Source organism: Variovorax sp. HJSM1_2 (genome assembly GCF_049316285.1).
Classification (GTDB): Bacteria; Pseudomonadota; Gammaproteobacteria; order Burkholderiales; family Burkholderiaceae_C; genus Rhodoferax_B.
Genome location: NZ_JBMOXA010000009.1, coordinates 212,199 through 230,767 on the forward strand (window position 1 = coordinate 212,199; position 18,569 = coordinate 230,767).

Annotated in this window: 18 protein-coding genes; 5 read left to right on the top strand and 13 right to left on the bottom strand. The window is 58.1% G+C overall.

Annotation, left to right across the window (positions count from 1 at the left end; all coding sequences use genetic code 11):
• Position 1: 1 nt before the first annotated feature.
• Positions 2-583, top strand: coding sequence for a glutathione peroxidase (locus ACFQ95_RS12725; RefSeq protein WP_422831430.1), 582 nt, complete (start codon positions 2-4; stop codon positions 581-583).
• A gap of 288 nt (positions 584-871) precedes the next feature.
• Here the strand turns inward: ACFQ95_RS12725 and ACFQ95_RS12730 are convergent, their stop codons facing one another.
• Positions 872-1,486 (bottom strand): glutathione S-transferase N-terminal domain-containing protein, encoded by a 615-nt coding sequence (locus ACFQ95_RS12730; RefSeq protein WP_422831432.1) that lies wholly within the window; start codon positions 1,484-1,486, stop codon positions 872-874.
• A 127-nt stretch (positions 1,487-1,613) separates the two neighbouring features.
• Between ACFQ95_RS12730 and purB the strand changes: the two genes are divergently transcribed.
• Together purB and ACFQ95_RS12740 are read left to right on the top strand one after the other, a co-directional pair.
• Positions 1,614-2,993 carry an adenylosuccinate lyase gene (purB, locus tag ACFQ95_RS12735; protein ID WP_422831434.1) on the top strand — a complete coding sequence of 460 codons (1,380 nt, stop codon included), beginning with the start codon at positions 1,614-1,616 and terminating at the stop codon, positions 2,991-2,993.
• Positions 2,994-3,081: 88 nt separating this feature from the next.
• Positions 3,082-3,642, top strand: a complete 561-nt coding sequence (locus tag ACFQ95_RS12740) for a YaeQ family protein (RefSeq protein ID WP_422831478.1) — start codon at positions 3,082-3,084, stop codon at positions 3,640-3,642.
• 8 nt (positions 3,643-3,650) lie between these two features.
• Here ACFQ95_RS12740 and ACFQ95_RS12745 read toward each other — a convergent pair whose 3' ends face one another.
• Genes ACFQ95_RS12745 through ACFQ95_RS12755 form a run of 3 tightly spaced genes read right to left on the bottom strand, consistent with a single transcriptional unit; the run spans position 3,651 to position 5,248 of the window.
• On the bottom strand, positions 3,651-3,989 hold the full coding sequence (locus ACFQ95_RS12745) for a phage holin family protein (protein WP_422831436.1): 339 nt from the start codon (positions 3,987-3,989) through the stop codon (positions 3,651-3,653).
• A gap of 46 nt (positions 3,990-4,035) precedes the next feature.
• Positions 4,036-4,533, bottom strand: coding sequence for a hypothetical protein (locus ACFQ95_RS12750; RefSeq protein ID WP_422831437.1), 498 nt, complete (start codon positions 4,531-4,533; stop codon positions 4,036-4,038).
• 1 nt (position 4,534) lies between these two features.
• Complete coding sequence (locus ACFQ95_RS12755; protein ID WP_422831438.1) at positions 4,535-5,248, bottom strand: TerC family protein; 714 nt, start codon at positions 5,246-5,248, stop codon at positions 4,535-4,537.
• A 581-nt stretch (positions 5,249-5,829) separates the two neighbouring features.
• On the opposite strand from ACFQ95_RS12755, the gene ACFQ95_RS12760 reads away from it, so the two are divergent.
• Complete coding sequence (locus ACFQ95_RS12760) at positions 5,830-6,276, top strand: DUF3717 domain-containing protein (protein ID WP_422831480.1); 447 nt, start codon at positions 5,830-5,832, stop codon at positions 6,274-6,276.
• A 45-nt stretch (positions 6,277-6,321) separates the two neighbouring features.
• Here ACFQ95_RS12760 and ACFQ95_RS12765 read toward each other — a convergent pair whose 3' ends face one another.
• Positions 6,322-7,911: a M48 family metalloprotease gene (locus tag ACFQ95_RS12765; protein ID WP_422831440.1), complete on the bottom strand. Its 1,590-nt coding sequence runs from the start codon at positions 7,909-7,911 to the stop codon at positions 6,322-6,324.
• 162 nt (positions 7,912-8,073) lie between these two features.
• Between ACFQ95_RS12765 and moaC the strand changes: the two genes are divergently transcribed.
• On the top strand, positions 8,074-8,565 hold the full coding sequence (moaC, locus tag ACFQ95_RS12770; protein WP_422831441.1) for a cyclic pyranopterin monophosphate synthase MoaC: 492 nt from the start codon (positions 8,074-8,076) through the stop codon (positions 8,563-8,565).
• 55 nt (positions 8,566-8,620) lie between these two features.
• On the opposite strand, the gene ACFQ95_RS12775 is transcribed toward moaC, so the two are convergent.
• The 8 genes from ACFQ95_RS12775 to ACFQ95_RS12810 all read right to left on the bottom strand — a co-directional run bounded on the left by ACFQ95_RS12775 (position 8,621) and on the right by ACFQ95_RS12810 (position 18,439).
• Positions 8,621-9,916, bottom strand: coding sequence for a PglL family O-oligosaccharyltransferase (locus tag ACFQ95_RS12775; protein ID WP_422831443.1), 1,296 nt, complete (start codon positions 9,914-9,916; stop codon positions 8,621-8,623).
• Positions 9,917-10,165: 249 nt separating this feature from the next.
• Entirely contained in the window at positions 10,166-11,878 is a 1,713-nt protein-coding gene (locus ACFQ95_RS12780) for a Wzy polymerase domain-containing protein (protein ID WP_422831444.1), read from the bottom strand.
• A gap of 103 nt (positions 11,879-11,981) precedes the next feature.
• Positions 11,982-12,416: a pilin gene (locus ACFQ95_RS12785; RefSeq protein WP_422831446.1), complete on the bottom strand. Its 435-nt coding sequence runs from the start codon at positions 12,414-12,416 to the stop codon at positions 11,982-11,984.
• Between the two features lie 182 nt (positions 12,417-12,598).
• Positions 12,599-13,390 carry a 3',5'-cyclic-nucleotide phosphodiesterase gene (locus ACFQ95_RS12790; protein WP_422831448.1) on the bottom strand — a complete coding sequence of 264 codons (792 nt, stop codon included), beginning with the start codon at positions 13,388-13,390 and terminating at the stop codon, positions 12,599-12,601.
• 9 nt (positions 13,391-13,399) lie between these two features.
• A complete protein-coding gene (locus tag ACFQ95_RS12795; protein ID WP_422831450.1) occupies positions 13,400-15,673 on the bottom strand; it encodes a CHASE2 domain-containing protein in 2,274 nt (757 codons plus the stop codon).
• A gap of 29 nt (positions 15,674-15,702) precedes the next feature.
• The gene (locus tag ACFQ95_RS12800) at positions 15,703-16,404 is read right to left on the bottom strand and encodes an FHA domain-containing protein (RefSeq protein WP_422831452.1); all 702 of its coding nucleotides are present in this window, start codon (positions 16,402-16,404) and stop codon (positions 15,703-15,705) included.
• A 43-nt stretch (positions 16,405-16,447) separates the two neighbouring features.
• On the bottom strand, positions 16,448-17,230 hold the full coding sequence (locus tag ACFQ95_RS12805) for a Stp1/IreP family PP2C-type Ser/Thr phosphatase (RefSeq protein ID WP_422831453.1): 783 nt from the start codon (positions 17,228-17,230) through the stop codon (positions 16,448-16,450).
• 513 nt (positions 17,231-17,743) lie between these two features.
• Positions 17,744-18,439 (bottom strand): TerC family protein, encoded by a 696-nt coding sequence (locus tag ACFQ95_RS12810; protein WP_422831454.1) that lies wholly within the window; start codon positions 18,437-18,439, stop codon positions 17,744-17,746.
• Positions 18,440-18,569 lie beyond the last annotated feature (130 nt).

The window sequence follows — 18,569 nt, forward strand, 5'->3', positions numbered from 1 at the left end:
CATGTTGCACACTTTGCGGTTTCTCGCCTACAGCAGCCTGATCTGCGCCAGTGGGCTGCTGGTGCCTGGCACGGCTGCAGCGGCTGGCGACGCACAGCCCGCCTGCCCAGCATTGCTGCAGTACAGCTTTCCGCGCCTGCAGGACGAAAAGCCTCAAGCCCTGTGCCAATACAGCGGCCGAGTGGTGCTTATCGTCAACACCGCCAGCTTCTGCGGCTTCACGCCGCAGTACAAAGGCCTGGAAGCCCTTTACGCCAAGTACAAGGACCAGGGTTTCGTGGTGCTCGGGTTTCCGTCCAACGATTTTTCACAAGAGCCCTCGGCCAACGCACAAATCGCCGATTTCTGCGAAAACACTTTCGGCGTGAAGTTTCCGATGTTTGGCAAAACCGCCGTCACCGGTCCACAGGCCGCGCCGCTGTTCCAGGCATTGGCAAAACAAACCGGCACGGCACCGGGCTGGAATTTCCACAAATATCTGCTCGGTCGCGATGGCCGCGTGGTGGCACAGTACGGCAGCACGGTCTCGCCCGAAAACACAACGCTGGTGCACACGATTGAGCAGCAACTGAAGACAAAATAAGCCGATCCGGCTCTGCGTAGACAATGCCCTGCGCAGCAAAACGCCCCTCCAAAAGGGGCGTTTTGCTTCACATTAATTTACCCGGCGAAGCGCAATTTTCTGGAACTTTGGCTTGGGCGAGTGGGTCCTAAAACACATCAGCTTCGGCAACGGAGCGAAACAGTTTTATGGCAGCGAAGCCTTTCTAGTCTCGGACTAGGATGCCACCTCGGAGCGGTTCTCATCCTCCCTCCCTCTCTTGTTCGCCACGAGGCGCTTCGCAGCCCTTTTATTCCCCCGGCCCCATACTCAAACCGGTTTGGTGTCGGCGAAGCTGGGACGCAGCATCAGTTTGTCGTGCAGCTTGGCCAGGTTTGGGTGGTCGCTGCGCCACGCCAGCGTAGGAAACCGGAACACCAGATAGTCAAGCGCGCAGCCCACCGCGATATCCGACAGACTCAGGTGTATGCCGCTGCAAAACGGCTTTTCGCCCAAACCGCGGCTCATGGCTTTCAAGCTGCCTTGCACTTTGCCCATTTGCCGCTCAATCCAGGCCTGACAGCGTTGTTCATCGGTGCGGCCCGCCCACGTCGTTTCTAAGCGCGCCAGGATGGCGGCGTCCATCAGGCCATCGGCCAAGGCTTCCCAGGTTTTGACCTCCACACGTTCACGGCTTTGTGCCGGAATGAGTTTGCCCACTGGTGAAAGGGTGTCCAGGTACTCCACGATCACGCGAGAGTCGAAAATGGCTTCACCAGCTTCCATCACCAGGCAAGGCACCTTGCCCAAAGGGTTGGATTCGCTGATGACGGTATTGCCTGACCACACATCGTCCTGGACGAACTGGTAGTCGAGCTTCTTTTCGGCCATGACCACGCGCACTTTGCGCACATAAGGGCTGGAGAGTGAACCGATGAGTTTCATAAGGTGGCATTGAAGGGGGAAATCCAGGGACAGCCCCTAGCTCCGAGCGATTCTATCGATTCGGCCCAAGATAGCCTTTGCGGACCCGTCTCTGTTCAAATCTGCCTCGGCACCTACAATCCCACCTATGACTTTCTCCACCATTTCGGCCTTGTCGCCACTGGACGGCCGCTACGCCGCCAAACTCGCCCCCCTGCGCCCGCTCATGAGTGAGCTGGGTTATATGCAACGCCGCGTCCAGGTCGAAGTGGCCTGGTTCATTTCGTTGAGCGACGCAGGTTTCGCAGAATTCAAGCCCCTGAGCCCGGGCGCCCGCACCTATTTGCTGGGCCTGGTGAAGAACTTCAGCGAAGCCGATGGCCGCGCCATCAAAGAGATCGAGAAGACCACCAACCACGACGTCAAGGCCGTGGAATACTGGATCAAGTCCAAGTTTGAAGCCCGCCCAGAGCTGCAAAGCGCGGCCGAGTTCGTGCACTTTGCCTGCACCAGCGAAGACATCAACAACACCAGCCACGCACTGCAGATCAAAGGTGCGCGTGAAGTGGTGATCCTGCCCGCGATCGACGGGCTGATCAGCAAACTGCGCGAAATGGCCCACACTTACGCTGCTGTGCCTATGCTCAGCCGTACCCACGGCCAAACCGCCAGCCCCACCACGGTGGGTAAAGAGATCGCCAACGTGGTGGTGCGCCTGGTGAAGGCTCGTGAGCAAATCGCCGCCGTCAAGCTCATGGGCAAGATGAACGGCGCCGTTGGCAACTACAACGCCCACCTGTCCGCCTGGCCCGACTTCGACTGGGAAGCCTTCAGCCGCAAGGTCATCGAAACGCCGGAGCCGCTGGGCCTGGGCCTGACCTTCCAGCCGTACAGCATCCAGATCGAACCACACGACTACATGGCCGAGCTGTTTGACGCTGTGGCGCGTACCAACACCATCCTGATCGACTGGGCGCGCGACGTCTGGGGCTATGTAAGCCTGGGCTACTTCAAGCAGCGCCTGAAGGCCGGCGAAATTGGCTCCAGCACCATGCCGCACAAGGTCAACCCCATCGACTTTGAAAACGCCGAAGGCAACCTCGGCTTGGCCAACGCATTGCTGAAGCACCTGAGCGAGAAGCTACCCATCAGCCGCTGGCAGCGTGACCTGACCGACAGCACGGTGTTGCGCAACATGGGTGTGGCGTTGGGTTATGCCTCGCTGGCCTACGCCTCGCTGATGACGGGGCTGAACAAACTCGAACTCAACGAAGAAGCGTTGGCGGCAGACCTCGACGCTTCGTGGGAAGTATTGGCCGAACCGATTCAGACCGTGATGCGCCGTTTTGGCGTGCAGGGCGCCTACGAGCAGCTCAAGGACGTCACCCGTGGCAAGACCGTCACTGCCGAAGCCTTGCACGGCCTGATCCGCTCGCTGGCGATTCCCGAAGAAGAAAAGACCCGCTTGCTGGCCATGACGCCGGCGAGCTACATCGGCATTGCCGCCGAGTTGGCCCGCCGCGCTTAAATCGTTAAGCCGGGCATTGCCCATCTTGCAACACCGCGCCTGGCGCGGTGTTGCGCTTTCTACCTTCTACAAGATTGCTCCGCCGCTCATGGCCATCAAGTCCACCATCTTCAAGGCGAACCTGCAAATCGCCGACATCGACCACAACTACTACGCTGACCACTCGCTGACCTTGGCCCGCCATCCCAGCGAGACCGACGAACGCATGATGATCCGTTTGCTGGGACTGGCGCTGAACGCGCACAAACTGCAAACCGTTTGCAACGGTGACGCCACGCTGGGTTTTGGCGCCGGTCTGTCCGATCCGGACGAACCCGACGTGTGGATCCGCGACTACACCGGCCAAACCCGTTGCTGGATAGAAGCTGGCCAACCCGAAGACAAACCGCTCTCCAAGGCCTGCAACAAGGCCGACGAGGTGTTGCTGTATACGTTTGCCTATTCGGCGGAGGTGTGGTGGAAAGGAATTGAGAGCAAGCTCACACGGCTAGACAAGCTGCAGGTGTGGCGCGTTCCCACCGAGGCCTCGCAGGCCCTGGCCGGATTGGCGGAACGCAGCATGCAGCTGCAGGCCACGGTCCAGGAAGGCGCTTTGATGCTCAGCAGCAGCGCCAACACCGTGCACATCGAGTGTGTGCGCTGGAAATGACCAAGCGCCTAGCGCTCAAGCACGGCGTCGATCAGGATGCCCAACACCGAGTAGATCAGCGAGCCGATCAGCGCCGCCGTGAAGCTCTGCACGTGAAAGCCATTCAATAGGCCGGATGCGCTCCAGAACATCAAGGCATTGACCACGAACAGAAACAAGCCCAGGGTGACCAACGTCACCGGCAGCGTCAGCAGCACCAGCACCGGGCGCACGATGGTGTTGAGCAGACCCAACACCAGTGCAGCGATCAGCGCCGAGGTAAAACTGGCGACGACCACTCCGCTGTAGACATAGGCCACCACCATCAGCGCCACGGCGCTGAGTACCCATTTGAGAATTAGTTTCATGCTGCCAGCATAACGCGGCCACGGGCTGGCGCGCTACACCCGCCGTCTATTCGGCGATGCCGCCCAACAACAGCCCCACACCCAAGAGGCTGGCGACCAGCGAAAACAGGCGGTTGGCCGGCATGCCGGACACGGCCGGCACAAGCGGCTGTGGGGCCAATCCCACGCCTTTGGGGCGGCGCAGGTCCAGCACTTGCGCCTGGCCATGGGTTTGCATCAAAGCATTGGTGAACTCGGGCAACGGGCCTTCAGCCAACACTGGCGTGAAGATTTGACCACGCGCGCGCATCCAGCCACCAATCTCATCAAACAGCTTGGTCGACCAGCGCGCACGCCAATGCTCCCGCACCCGGTGACTGCCCCATTTGCTGGGACGCTGGGCCATGCGCGGTGCGCAGGCCACCAGCACCCAGTGGGTGTTGGCGGCTGGTGCCGGCTCAGCCCCCCACGCGGCCTGCAGATGGGCCGCATCGTCCACCAGAACGATGACGACGGATGCTTGCGGTGCAAGCGGCTGCAACGAGACCACGGGGTTTTGTGTCATCTTAGGAACCAACACTTTCAGTTACGGCCGAGGCGGCCTTGGCACGGCGTTGTGCCCAGGCACCAGCGCCCAGTACACCGGCCACAGCCACCACATACACAACCCAGCGATAGGCCGTGCCCATGGGGTTCTCGGGGCCAAACACCGAGACCAGCAGGGGTTCACTCACCACCATCTTGGCGGCGGTAAAGGCCAGCACAGCAGAGCCCAGTTGGATGATGATGGGGAAACGCTCCACCAGCTTCAGCACCACGGTGCTGCCGAACACAACGATTGGCACGCTGATCAACAACCCGATCACCACCAGATCCATGGCGCCATGTGCGGCACCGGCCACACCCAGCACGTTGTCCACCCCCATCAGTGCGTCAGCGACCACTATGGTTTTCATGGCGCCCCAGAAGGTGCTGGCCACAGGGCCTTGGTGCTCTTCACCTTGTTGATCGGAGAGCAGCTTGTAGGCGATCCAGACCAGCCCAAGGCCACCGACCAACATCAAACCAGGAACTTTCAACAGCCAGACCACACCCACGGTCATCACGGCGCGGACACCAATGGCGCCCACGGTTCCCCACATCACGGCTTTGCGTTGCAGGTGCGGGGGCAGGTTACGAGCGGCCAGTGCGATGACGATGGCGTTGTCGCCAGCCAGCACGAGGTCGATCAAGATGATGGCCAACAAGGCAGACCACCAGGGGGCCGAAAGAAATTCCATGAAAACTCCGAAATGTGCGTCGATTGCAGTCAAAACAATCTGGTGCCCAGGAGCCAGGGCGCCGGTGTTTGCACATCGACGGCCTCCGACCCCACCTGCCCCAGGTGTGAATCGAAGGTCTTGCCCAGCAAACGCACTCAGCGTTTGCCTGATCCACCGGAAGTCTTTCAGCAAGCCTGTGGGCGTTGCGGCGGACTACGTATTGACGGCAGATCAATGCCGGCCAGCCTGCGGTCAGCAGGTGAGGCCATTAGCGGGAGCTACTCCCCTTCAGCCTCGAATTACACCACTGCTACGGGGGTTTCTGCAAACGTAGCGACGGCGCACCCGGCAAAGCGAGCAAACCGCAGTGTTCCTGCAACCCCTGAAGCGCATAAAGCGTTTTCGCGCAAGGGCACACTGGCTGAATGCGTAAACAGCTCTTCTTTTGATAGCAAACTTCGAATGTAAAAGCAGGCGCCAAACCCGCCCACTCTTTGGGGGATTAGCGAAGCCTTTTTCGCACAGCACGCGGGCATGAAGGCCAGGGGTTCGGCGCTATGATCGGTGCCCTTCTCGCGCACATGCTCTGCATCAACCCCATGGCCGGCATCCACATCACCGACATCGAAGCCGCCATCAACCACTGGCGCGAACGCCAGCCGTCACCCGATGGCGTGACGCTGTGCGCCGAGCTGCGTGCGCTGGCCGAGGTTTACGCGCTGATGGTCTACTACCACCACGACGAGGCCGATGAAGCTAGCATGCCGGCGGCGGCACACGCGGCATGGCTGGATTGGTACCACAGCACGCCCGATACGCCTTGTATTGCCATCTGCTCCACCAGCCAGGGGGACGCCATGTGCAAAGGCTGCGGCCGTTCTTTTGAAGAGGTGCAGCATTGGCTGGGCATGACACCGGCCGAGAAACGCAGCACCTGGCGGCGCATCACCCTGCATGGTGTGGCCTGGCGCTTCAATAAATATGCCGAGCGTGCCGCCGAAGGAGCCGGGCCTGGCGACACCGACGCCAGCAGCGCCAGCCTTTAACCCAGTCCATTCACCGGGGCCAACCTTCCACCGCCTTCCCCGCCATCACCGCATTTCTTTTTCGTCCTTGGCCTGCTCCTTGAGCTTGGCCAGCACCTCGCGGGTACGGGCGTCAATGATAGAGGCCTCTATGTCGTCCACCGGCCCACTGCCCGGTGGCGGTTTGCGCACGAAGTCCTGCGCGGCCTTGAAGCGATCCAGCGCCCCAGAGTAATCTAGCCGTGCCACCTGGACTTCGGCTTCGGCACGCAGCGCACGCAGCGTTTGCCCCTGGGCATCGTAGGCGTTGGACAGCAATTGCCACGCAGCCGCATCACGTGGATGGGTGGACACCCAGGGCTGCAGCCGGGTGATCGCCTGCCGCGCTTGCCCGCTGCGAATCCGCAGTTGCGAACCGATGATCAACTCGGGGCGGCCCGGTGCATCCGCATCCACAAGGGCCGCGGCCGCCTTTACGTCGCCTGCGGCCCATTCGATCTCGGCCGCCAGCATCTTCGCCACGCGGTAGGGCTTGGGGGTTGCGGCGCTCTGCTGCAGCAGCACGCTGGCGAGACGGCGCGCGGTGTCGATCTCGCGCAACTGCAACGCACCCAGGGCGGCGGCATACAACACGCCAGCACTGGCGTAGTTCAGCTCCTTTTCTTTGGTCGCGACCAGGTTGCCGTCGGCAATCCAGGAGCGCAGTGCATCGGGGCCGGGGCGCGACAACACACGCGCACGCGCCGCCATCATGGCTTGATAGAAGTCCGGTGGTTTGGGCGGCAGGTTCTTGGGCGCATCCAGCAACTGGCGTGACTGCATGTCCGAGATCCGCTCGGTGGTAAGTGGGTGACTGCGCAGATAGGGAAACGAGCCGTTGTCGTTCAGCCGCGAAGCCTGCTGCAACTTCTCGAACATGCTGACAAATGCCTTGGGGTCGTAGCCTGCCTGGGTCATGACGCCAAAACCCACGCGATCGGCCTCACGCTCCATGTCGCGCGAAAAATTCAGTTGGTTCTGCGTAGCCACGGCCTGTCCGCCCACAATGAGCGCATTGCCCGCATCTGCGCTTTTGCCCAACACCAGAGCGCCGAGCACCAGGGCCGCCAGCATCAACGGCATTTGCTGGCTTTGCTGCGTCATCAGCCGCGAAATGTGGCGCTGGGTGACGTGGCTAAGCTCATGCGCCAACACCGAGGCGAGTTCATCCGAACTGGACACCAGGCCAATCAAGCCCAAATACACACCGAGGTAGCCACCGGGCAACGCAAAGGCGTTGATCTCGCGGTCGCGCCCTATCATGATTTCCCAGGCGAAGCGCTGCTCCAGTTCTTCGCTGAGCTCGCCACGCGCTCGTGCGGCGTCGAGTAAAGGCTGCCACAGGCTTTGAATATATTCGCTGAGCACCGCGTCATCCAGATAAGCTGGGTCGCGGTAGATCTGCCGCGCAATGCTCTCGCCTATGCGGCGTTCCGCTGCACTGGCCAGCTCGCTACTGTCACCCAGGGTCGGCAACTGCTGACGACTCTGTGCCCAGCCGGGTATCACGCCAAATGTGAGGTTGGCTAGTAGCAAAGTAGCCAACACCGCTTTCTGCACCAGCGTGACGGGCTTTTTTGATGTGTGTTTTTTCAAATTAAATCCATGTGCCGGCATCGGCAACGAAGACCACAAGCCTATCTGTATTGGTGGACAAAATCACACCACAGTTCCGCAGCTTTTCCCGGCCGCAATATTCTCATTTTGACGCGAGGCTGCGCCAAGAATTTAATCGGCCAGACTATCATCCCCGACCACCAAGACGCCCACACCCGACCTATGACTACGCTGACCCATTTTGACGCCCAAGGACAAGCCCACATGGTGGACGTCGCCGCCAAGGCCCACACCCACCGCGTGGCCGTCGCCGCAGGCCGTATTGAGATGCAGGCGGCCACATTGGCGCTGATCGAAAGTGGCAGCGCCAAGAAGGGCGACGTGCTGGGCATTGCACGCATCGCCGGCATTCAAGGCGCGAAAAAAACCAGCGACCTCATCCCGCTATGCCACCCGCTGGCCATCACCCGCGTGGCCGTGGACTTCAGCCTGTCTGTGGCCGGAGAAGCGCCAGCCGTGACCTGCACCGCCACCGTGGAAACCGTGGGACCTACGGGCGTGGAAATGGAAGCCTTGACCGCTGTGCAGGTGGCCCTGCTGACCATCTACGATATGTGCAAAGCCGCAGACCGCGGCATGACCATGACAGGCGCGCGTGTGCTGGAGAAACATGGCGGCAAATCAGGCAGCTACAAGGAGAATGCCGCCAAGTAAAACCAGGGACTGTTCACGCGATGGATGCAGGCGCGAACCATCGTGTTGACAGCCCCTAAAGCGGCAAGTGGTGGTGCGCCGCCCAGTCGGCGTGTTCTTTGGGAAACGCCGCATGGAACTGCGCCAGGCGTATGCGCACTTCGTCCCAGCGCTGCAACTGCACCGCACTCTCGATCAGAATCTCCACCACCTTGGGTTCGGGTGAAAAGTGCAGCAACTCGGTGGCCAAGCTGTATTGGTGTTCGGCGTTTTGCGGCGTCAATGTTGTGGTGGTCAACTCGGCAAACCGCACCTGGTCGCGGAAAAGCCACGAGGCACTGGCCTTGACCAGCGTGTCATCTCGGTAAGCTTCTGCGCGCCGCTCGGGCGGCAAGTAGATCTGGCTGATGCGGTGATAGTCCCAGCCCACATAGGCGCAGATCGCTATCAATAGTGCAGCTACCGACGCTTGCAGAAGCTTCAGAGAATGCCTTTTTGGCCTGTAATCAACATCCAGCAAACCTGGCCGTTTCTGGCATAGCAGCAACACGCTCAAACCAACCGCTATTTGAAACGGGCCATACCACAGCGGGTACTCCAGCAGACTGTGCAGACCTATCAGCGCCAACACGGCCCAAGCCATTTGGCGCGTGGCGTCTTTCTCGGCCCAAGGCCGCGCACGCCATACCAACAGCACCAACAGTCCACACACCGCCACCGCCACCGGTACACCCAGCTCCACCGCCAAGTGCAGCGGCAGGTTGTGCGCGTTGTCGAGAATGTCGCAAAACCGTGGGCCTGGGTACGGTGTAGAGAAGTGCGCAAAGTCCAGCTCACCCCAACCCCAGCCGGTCCATGGCCGCTGCTCAATCAGATACAGCACATTGCGCCACAAGGTCATGCGGCTGGCACACAACGAGTCACCAGCCTTCAGCCGCGCCCAGGCGCCGTTGGAGAATGGCTCCAGGCCTATCGACCACGGCAATACCCACAATGCCAACACATAGGTGACGGCGTAAACCGCGAGCACCCGGCGCACAGCAACTGAGCGCCACCCACCCCAGAGCACGGCAAGAACAGCCAGCATCGCCCATTGCACCAGGCCGGTACGGGATGAAGAAACCGCATTGCCCAAAGCCAGCAAAACCGCCAACACCAGCCACACACGATGTAGGTTAACCTGCCGCGCCACAGGCTTAAGCTGCGAGGTCCACCACAACAAGGCGGCCAAGCCGATGTTAGTCAGTGTGGAGAACTGATTGCGCTGGCGCAGATTGGCGAACGCTTCGCCCTCTTTGGTGTAGTTAACCCAGGGTGCGAATGCTGAGGCAGCCCCGTAGTACTGAACGAGCGCCAGGAGACAGCTGAGCACCGCCGCCAACAGCCAAGCGCCAGCCGCTACGCGCGGCCAGAATTCGGCCCCTGCCTTTTGGCGCCCTAGGGCAAGTAGCAGCAGAATTGCGGCAGTCGCCCCGAACGCTACCAGCCACGGAACGACGGCGGGAGAAGGGCCAAAGGTAAAAGGATTAAGCCAAGGGACTGTGTAAAGGCCAATGATAACAAACAGGCTGAGCGGAACTGGCTGCATCATCCGCGTCCAATTAAGAAATGAGGCTCATACTTATGGCAACTTTGCCTCCGGCCACGGAATGGAGGTGGCCTCTGGATATTGTTTTCCAGTCGCAACCCAGCCAGCCTTAAGTCCATCAGCAATTTCGGGTGGCAGCATCTTTTCAACTTTACGCAACCAAAGCTGTGTTTCCTCCGAGCCTCGTCGAAATGCGAGCACCTGCGCATAACGCAACATATTGCCGGAAGTGGGGAAGCTCGTCACGACACGGTATAGATGCTGCATTTCTTCCTCGGTCACTTTAGCCGGATCAAATTCGAGCCGCGCGTTGCGCATGAAATCGGCTAAGTCGTCGAGCACCAACACATCTGGCGTGTGGCCCGGCGGAAGGTTGCCAACACGGTTTATTTCCAACCGGAACACTCTAAAGTTTTCCTCCACCCGCAGGTAATCTCGCATAACGCTGAACAGCAAAATACAGCAACAAAGCCAAAGTAAGAGTGCGATCCAACGGCTCGTACGAAAAAGCACTCGTGCATGTTGCTTCTGCTCGAGCATGCCCATGACGAGCCCCGTAGGCAACAAGAAGTATGCGTGATGGAGCGGTAACTCAACCATGGCGTGAAGGCCCACCACGACTAGAAATAGCGCCATGACGATCTCCTCTGGGCTGCGCACCAGCCCAAGGCGGCGCACCATCCAGCCGACCAAGATCAGGGCGACCAAACCACCTATAGGAATTCCGTTCCAAAGAGCTAGATCTAGAAATAGGTTGTGTGAATGCTGAAATAGCCCCTGCATACTTGGATGATTTTCAGCCACTGCAAGGTGCGCTACAGCAAGGCGGTTCCAGCCATATCCAACCCAAGGGTGTTGAGCCAGCGCGTCTAAAAACATCTGATAGGCCTGAATTCGCAACCTTGACGACCCGCCACCGAACGATGCAGAGCGTATTTCATGATCTAGGTGCAGCAGATCACTCAGGTACTGCAACGAAAAGGTGCAAATCAGAAAGTATCCAAACAGTACCGTGATATACCACGGCGTGCCGCGAGGCAACCACTTCCGCCAACACCAGACCGCAGCAGTGGACACAAAAACGGCCAACATGGCCGTTCTTGACTGCGTTAATGCCAATCCAAATAAAAGATAAAACACCATGGCCAGGGCACCTACCCGGCCGATTTTGCCGCGAACCACACCCCATGCCGCCGCCAACATCCCCCAAAGAAGCAGAGTAGCCAATTGATTAGGCTGGCCGAGATTTGCAGAAGGACGGCCAGGACTGAATTCAGCCATCCAGATTTGCATGTCATCCCAGTCGGTCATCACAGCAACCCACTGACGCAATTGCAGCCCAACGGAAACGATTGCGGCAATACCAATCGCAAGGAAAAGAGCATCGGCCGCGCGGCTAGGCGATGCCGCCTCCCATTGAGCGCCTGTCAGCAGCGCTAATACCAGTCCAAATACAAAAAGACTATTGACCCAGGCTTGGCCCATGTAAGGCAACAAACCCATCGAAAACTGAATAAGAGGAACTAGAGCTAGCAACGAAAACAAAATGGTGAGCGGGCGCCACGCCACGGGCACTTGTCCACGAAGGAATACTGCAGCGCACGCCACGGCAAGCATCACGGCCACCCAGGCATCTGAGTGAAAAGTGGCCCACGGGTAGTAGTGATTCGGAAGCAGCCAGGCCAGAGCAAGTAAAGGAGCCCATAACCCAGTCCATAGCGGGGGCAACGGCGAGATAGTTTTCAATGTGAACTCACCCAAAACTCAATAAACGTATAGAACTCAAAATACCGAGACACATAAAAAAAGCCCCCCGAGGGAGGCTTTTTTGACTATCGCAATTGCGATCTTAGCTACCTTGGCAGCTTGCTGGACGATATTTATTGAGAATCGAACCAGAGCAGATCCATGTCACCTGACCATTGTCTTTAAACGTGCCGGTCAAGAGAATTGTCCCACCCGAAATTTTCGGCTCAGCACCGTTGGCCGTAGCGGTAATCGTGCCGGTAGTCGAGTTTGTGAAACTATATGCGACTCCGGACACATATTTGGAGGACTGCGAATCCACTGAGACGCTCGCAACTGCTGGCATTTGACCAAACGTTGCAGCAGCCTCAGAAATCGAAACCTTAGGCGAAGAAGCCGCCAAGATCACTTCCGTGACCTTTGCACGAATCGTGTAATCCTGGTACGCAGGCAAAGCCACAGCGGCCAAAATACCGATGATCGCCACAACGATCATCAGTTCGATCAGGGTAAAACCTTTTTGCAGGGAACGCTTCATAGCCGGAGCTCCTAGTTGAATTAGACCCGGTAGCTTCTGCATTTGTCATGCCAGGGCATAAACGGGTGGATTGCGGTGTTTCAGACCATGGTTTGCCGGTCAAACTGCCAATTTTTGGCCAATCGATACGCCAGGGTGACATTTTTGTCAGCATTTCGCCATGCTGCACTGCACCAACGCCGCTATATGTCGAACAACTGCCCCGCTTGCAACCAGCGGATGTCGTGTTTGCTGGTTTGGTCGTTCGGTTGTGGCCCGCCAAATGCAGCGATTTCGGCCATGATCAAATCCGTCTCTGATGGCTTGGTGTGCGTGATGTAAATGGGTGTTTTACGGCTGTGATCCATGTACTCCAACTCTTGCGCCAGCGCCTGCGGTGACAAATGCAGACTCAATTTGGCCAAGTCCTTTTCGCGGTTGCTGAACGCGGTCTCGATAACCAGCATGGCCGCATCCAATTGGTTGAAGCGCTTCCAAAACGCAGCATTGCGCTCTGTATCACCCGTGAACACCCAGCAACGCCCGCCATCTGACGCAGCATAGCCCACAGCAGGCACGGTATGAACGGCGGGCAAGGCCTCAATGGTCTTGCCGCTCAACTGCAAGATCTGGCCACAGGTGATTTCTTGAAAACGGATGAAGGGCGCGGCCGCAGTGGGAATGACGCTGAAATCGGGCCAGATCACGTTGTTGAATATGTGCTGCTTGAGTGCGCGGATCGTGCCTTTCAGGGCATAAATCGTGATGGGCTGGGTGCGGCGTGCAGCAATGGCGTCGACCATCAGCGGCAGGGCGGCCACGTGGTCGAGGTGTGAATGCGTGAGGAAGACATGGTCCACGGCGGCCATTTCATCCAGCGTCAGGTCTCCGACGCCGGTTCCCGCATCAATCAGTATCTGTTCATCCAGGAGGAACGAGGTGGTTCGGCAACCTTTGGCAATGGCGCCTGAACATCCCAACACGCGCACTTGCATGAGCGCCCCTTATTTGGTTTCAAAACTCGTTGCCCCATCCCAAAATGGGTCGAATGGCTGCAGCCGCATAGAGGCTACACGCTCGGCATAGAGTTGGTAAAGATATTTTGTGGGATTTTGCGCGCGCAAGCTCAGCAATTGCGTATCGCAAGCCATCCAGTCTTGTCGACGGTAAGCATTCAGAAAAGCATTCCAGGATGTCAACTCAGCCGCGTGGCGCGCGGTCAGTTGATCGGCTCTGGCCAACACACTAAAGATGTCGACGGCCACCTCTTTGCCTTTGACCCGCACACGATCGAGCTCTTGCCAGACGTACTGGTTGGCTTGTTGGCGAGTACCTTCACCCACGATCATGTCGACACCGTAAATGCCAGACAGCCCTTGCAGCCGGGCTGCCAAATTGACGGCATCGCCAATCACGGTGTAGCTACGGCGAATGTCCGAACCCATATCACCAACAAACATAGGCCCCGTGTTGAGGCCAATGCCGACGCTGATGGCGACCGAACCCGAGTAGTTCTGGGTGGTGTTCCAATCCTGCACGATTTGCATCATGTCGAGGGAAGCCGTCACCGCAAGATTGGCATGGTTGGCCAAAGGCACTGGCGCGCCCCAAAAAGCCATGACACAGTCGCCCATGTATTTATCGATGGTGCCAGCGTGGACCCGGATATTTCGACTCAAGCGCGTGAAAACATCATTCAGCAGCGCCTGTAGTTGCAGCGGCTCCAAGCGCTCAGACAGCTTGGTGAAACCCCGCATGTCGCAAAACATCACGGTCAGTTCGTGGTACGCCGCTTGCATCCGGTATTGCTGGGGCTCGCCCACCATGTCACCCACCAACTCCGGTGGGACATAGGTGCCGAACAACGTCGCCAAGTGATGCCGCGAACGGCTTTCAAAAAAGTAGCCGTAACTCATGCTCAAGGCAAACGCCACCAGTACCATGGCCACATTGGCCGCCAATGGCAACACCAAGCCGTGCGCAGCATACAACCAGAAGTTGACGCCGACGACCAGAGCCAAAACGACCGAACAGAGCAGCATCGATTGACTCGGGCGCAGGCGTGGCAACCAGAGCAGCAGAATCAGGCCGGACACCAGCATCATCACGACTTCATAACCCACGGCGTAATCGGGTGTGACGGCCACGTGGCCGTCCAACAAGCCAGACAGCAAATTGGCGTGAAGCTCGACTCCCGGAAAGGTTTCGCCCAGTGGGGTGACCCGCAAATCCAATAGCCCAGGCGCGGTCGTTCCAACCAATACGATCTTGCCCGTCAATTCGCCTGGCAGCAGCTTGTTGTCCACAACATCAGCAGCCGACACATAGCGAAACGAACCACCATTCGCCGTGCCTTTTCCGCGAAAAGGCACAAGGGCTGCACCCCGTGCATCCACAGGAATGGCAACCGCCCGACTTGGCCCCGACAGACGCACGTTTTCTAGTCGCCCAACACTAGGAGAAAGCGGACTGGCAGGCGCCAGCCCCAGAGAAACCTCCGTCGCGCCTATGATCTGCCGGTACATCGCCAAAACAAGAGACTCGTAATACTGGCCGTCATGTAGCGCGAGCAACGGCAAGGAGCGGATGAGACCATCCCTATCGGTCACAGAATTGAAAAAACCCGCAAGCGGAGCCGCTTGGGCGATTTCTGAAATATTGGAACCAAAGCCCGACCACAATGGCAACCCAGGAGCCATGCCGGCGCTCAAAGACGATGCGGGTATCACGGGCTTGGGCAACACCCCGGATTTGCGGGATTCGTGATTGCCGGTGAAGTAATAGCCCAAGACGACGGGACGATCCTGGATGGCACGCGTCAACAGTGCGTCGTGATCCAGCGAAGGTTTCAAACGCTGCAATGCTTCGTTGAAACCCGCTTGGCCGCGCAATTCATGCTGAGCCAAGCGTTGAAGCTGGAATAAACCGGAACGCTCATCAGGCCCGAGAAACACCATGTCGAAACCAGCCAAAGCAATCTTCTGCCGATCCAACAATTCCGTCATCAGATCGGCCAAGACTTTGCGGCTCCAGGGCCAGCCGAAAGTCGCCAGGCTCTTGTCATCAAAATCGACAATGACGATTCTGTCGTCCATGACATTGCGCACGGTGGCTCTGAGCCTGGCATCGTAAATGCCGTCGTCTATCTGCTGTAGAACCCCAATATGCAACAAGCCCGCAGCGTACAGTAGTCCAAAAACCAGCGGTAATAGCGTCGTTGCAAAACGAGGCCAGCGTTTGAGCCATGCCATGATGGCGCTGCGTTTAGCGATAGCCATCACGCTTGTGCATAACCGCCCAGCGTCGTTCAGGCTTGGATAAATTGCATCTGCGTGCCTGCAAGCTGAAGAACATCACCGTTTTTCAGCGCTACCGGCGTGGCACCGATGGCAGCGCCATTCACCGTCGGCTGTTCGGCACCTTCAACATGGACCACCACGTAGCCGTGTGGCCGCCGGGTGATCGCAGCCACGGCCACGCCCGGCTTACCTATGGTGGTGACAACTTTGGTCAAGCTCACCTCACGTCCAGCGGCAGCGCCTGACAACACCTTGATGGCCCCGTTGATGGGCATGCCACCGGCATCGACACCGGCGCCCAAAGGCATTGGCGCGGAGTGATCGCTGGCACGACGGCCAAACGGCGGTGCGCCCGGCGCTAACTGGCCGAGCCCGGAAATATGTGAATAACCGGAGGTGGGTTTCTCAGGCGCAGCCTCGCCGCCTTCATGCAAGAACTTGATCTTGTATTTGCCGATTTCCAGAAGGTCGCTGTGGTGCAGCAACTGCTTGCGTGCCGCTTTGCCATTGATGTAGGAGCCGTTGGTGCTGTTCAGGTCTTCCAGATAAACATCCGACCCCACCATCAGGAGCACAGCGTGTTCGCCACTGACCGCCAAATTATCGACCACCACGTCGTTGTACGGCCGACGGCCAAGCGTAGTGCGGTCCTTGGTTAACTGCACTTCTTTAATTACAACGCCGTCGATCGACACGATCAGTTTCGGCATGGTCGGCTCCTAAGTCCATCCATCAGCTTGGTTCCAAGTAAAACTAGTTCCCGATCAATCTGGCCATCAGGCCACGCTTTCTCTGATCCGAGACAGCGTGCACCAACAACACCGTAATATTATCGCGCCCGCCGTGCGCATTGGCGGCGTTTATCAACTGTTTGGCTTTTTGCTCAAGGGAGGCATCTGTCTCCAGGATCTTGGCAATAGGAGAGTCTGGCACCATATCGGTCAAACCGTCAGAACAAAAGAGGTACAAATCCCCGGCTTCTACGCGGTGCTCGTGCACTTCAAGCTGTACCTCATCGTCGATCCCCAAAGCACGGGTCACCAGATTGCGGTTGGACGAGACCGCGGCTTGCTCTGGCGTGATGAGTCCAGCATCAATCTGCTCTTGAAGAAAAGAGTGATCCTTGCTGATCTGCACCAATTGTCGATCACGCAGCCGATAACAACGCGAATCGCCGATGTGCCCAACAACCACCTGATCCAGCAAAAAAACCCCCATGACCAAGGTCGTGCCCATGCCCGCATACTGGCTGTTGGCATTTGAGGCATGGAAAACAGCCGAGTTGGCAAGTGCCACGGACTCGCTCACCGCCTGCCGAACAGCCTTCACCGTGGCAGCATCACCATATTCCGTCATCCAACGGCAAAGATCACTTTTGATCGACTGGACGGTCATGTCGCTGGCCACTTCGCCAGCGTTATAGCCGCCCATACCGTCAGCCAATACGGCCACACCGCAAGCTTCGTCAAACGCTGCTGCGTCTTCATTGTTTTCACGCAAAAGCCCTGGATGGGTTTGCGAGCTGAACTCATACATCATATGTCTGCACCACGCCTCGGGTTGGCCTGGCACGGGCCTCCGTCATCACTGACCTGCATCGCCGCACAATACTGAAAAACGTCTCGGGCTACAAAAGTAGCCAAGCGACATCGTCTCTCAGTGGATTTTCGACTGCAATTGGGCCAAAGACAGGCAAGTCCGAATTCTGCTGAGCTTGCGCGGCAGGTAGACAGCCCCAAAAAAGAACACCGTTGAGCCTAAAAAATAGGCGCATACGGCGTTATGTCCATTGTGGCTGTCACCCGGCACGGCAACCCTAGGCATCAGAGGGGCCGGTTCTTAGAACGCTGCCAAAACACCTTGCGGTGTATACATCAGCGCCCAAAATGCATCGATTAAGTTACAAAGGTAACAGAGCCCAAGGTCAGCGACAAGCGTGTCGACAAGGCATGCGGAAATATTGCACGTTATTAAGAAAAACAGCCGCCTCTAGGGCGGCTGTTGTCTCTTAGTACCGACGCATCGGGCGTTGTTCACGCCCCTCCTAGGTCAAGCCTCGGCGGGCTTGTTGCGCTGCATGTACTTGCCGATCGCCAGGACCAGCAATGCACCGCCTATGCCCCAGACGTAGTGCCAGGTTTGTGATTGCGGCAGGTAGCCTGCCAGGCCAGGATCGGAATAGAACATCGTGCCGGCGATCCAGCCCAGCAACATGCCACCCACGGTGATGATGATGGGGAAGCGGTCCATCAACTTCAAAACCAATTGGCTACCCCAGATGATGATGGGAATGCTCACCAGCAAACCGAAGATCACCAGTGGCAACTGATGCTGACTGCCCGCGCCTTGTGCCGCACCGGCAATGGCGATGACGTTGTCCACACTCATCACCAAGTCAGCCACGATCACGGTCTTGACCGCCGCCCACAGCTTGTCGCTACCTTGGATGTTGGAATGGTCATCTTCTTCAGGCACCAGCAATTTCACGCCAATCCACATCAGCAAAATAGCGCCAACCACTTTAAGGAATGGCACTTGCAGCAGTGTCAAGGCGAACGCGATCAAGATCACGCGCAAGATGATGGCGCCCACGGTGCCCCACAAAATGCCCTTGGTGCGCAGGTTCTTCGGCAGTTGCCGGCAGGCCAGCGCGATCACCACGGCGTTGTCACCACCCAGCAGGATGTCGATCAGGATGATCTGTCCCACCGCCACCCAAAAATGGGCTGTCATAAATTCTTCCACGGTCTACCCTCGTGTGTGGCGCAGAAAATTGAAATCCCGCACCCGTTTGTTGTTCTCAAAAAGAAAGCCGGATTCTCCCTCAGGATATCCGGCTATCTATTGTGGATTACCGCAACACCGTCGACCCGGC

Coding starts and splice junctions, on each gene's coding strand:
- ACFQ95_RS12725 (WP_422831430.1), top strand. CDS start 2: ATGTTGCACACTTTGCGGTTTCTCGCCTACAGCAGCCTGATCTGCGCC.
- ACFQ95_RS12730 (WP_422831432.1), bottom strand. CDS start 1,486: ATGAAACTCATCGGTTCACTCTCCAGCCCTTATGTGCGCAAAGTGCGC.
- purB (WP_422831434.1), top strand. CDS start 1,614: ATGACTTTCTCCACCATTTCGGCCTTGTCGCCACTGGACGGCCGCTAC.
- ACFQ95_RS12740 (WP_422831478.1), top strand. CDS start 3,082: ATGGCCATCAAGTCCACCATCTTCAAGGCGAACCTGCAAATCGCCGAC.
- ACFQ95_RS12745 (WP_422831436.1), bottom strand. CDS start 3,989: ATGAAACTAATTCTCAAATGGGTACTCAGCGCCGTGGCGCTGATGGTG.
- ACFQ95_RS12750 (WP_422831437.1), bottom strand. CDS start 4,533: ATGACACAAAACCCCGTGGTCTCGTTGCAGCCGCTTGCACCGCAAGCA.
- ACFQ95_RS12755 (WP_422831438.1), bottom strand. CDS start 5,248: ATGGAATTTCTTTCGGCCCCCTGGTGGTCTGCCTTGTTGGCCATCATC.
- ACFQ95_RS12760 (WP_422831480.1), top strand. CDS start 5,830: ATGGCCGGCATCCACATCACCGACATCGAAGCCGCCATCAACCACTGG.
- ACFQ95_RS12765 (WP_422831440.1), bottom strand. CDS start 7,911: ATGCCGGCACATGGATTTAATTTGAAAAAACACACATCAAAAAAGCCC.
- moaC (WP_422831441.1), top strand. CDS start 8,074: ATGACTACGCTGACCCATTTTGACGCCCAAGGACAAGCCCACATGGTG.
- ACFQ95_RS12785 (WP_422831446.1), bottom strand. CDS start 12,416: ATGAAGCGTTCCCTGCAAAAAGGTTTTACCCTGATCGAACTGATGATC.
- ACFQ95_RS12790 (WP_422831448.1), bottom strand. CDS start 13,390: ATGCAAGTGCGCGTGTTGGGATGTTCAGGCGCCATTGCCAAAGGTTGC.
- ACFQ95_RS12795 (WP_422831450.1), bottom strand. CDS start 15,673: ATGGCTATCGCTAAACGCAGCGCCATCATGGCATGGCTCAAACGCTGG.
- ACFQ95_RS12800 (WP_422831452.1), bottom strand. CDS start 16,404: ATGCCGAAACTGATCGTGTCGATCGACGGCGTTGTAATTAAAGAAGTG.
- ACFQ95_RS12805 (WP_422831453.1), bottom strand. CDS start 17,230: ATGTATGAGTTCAGCTCGCAAACCCATCCAGGGCTTTTGCGTGAAAAC.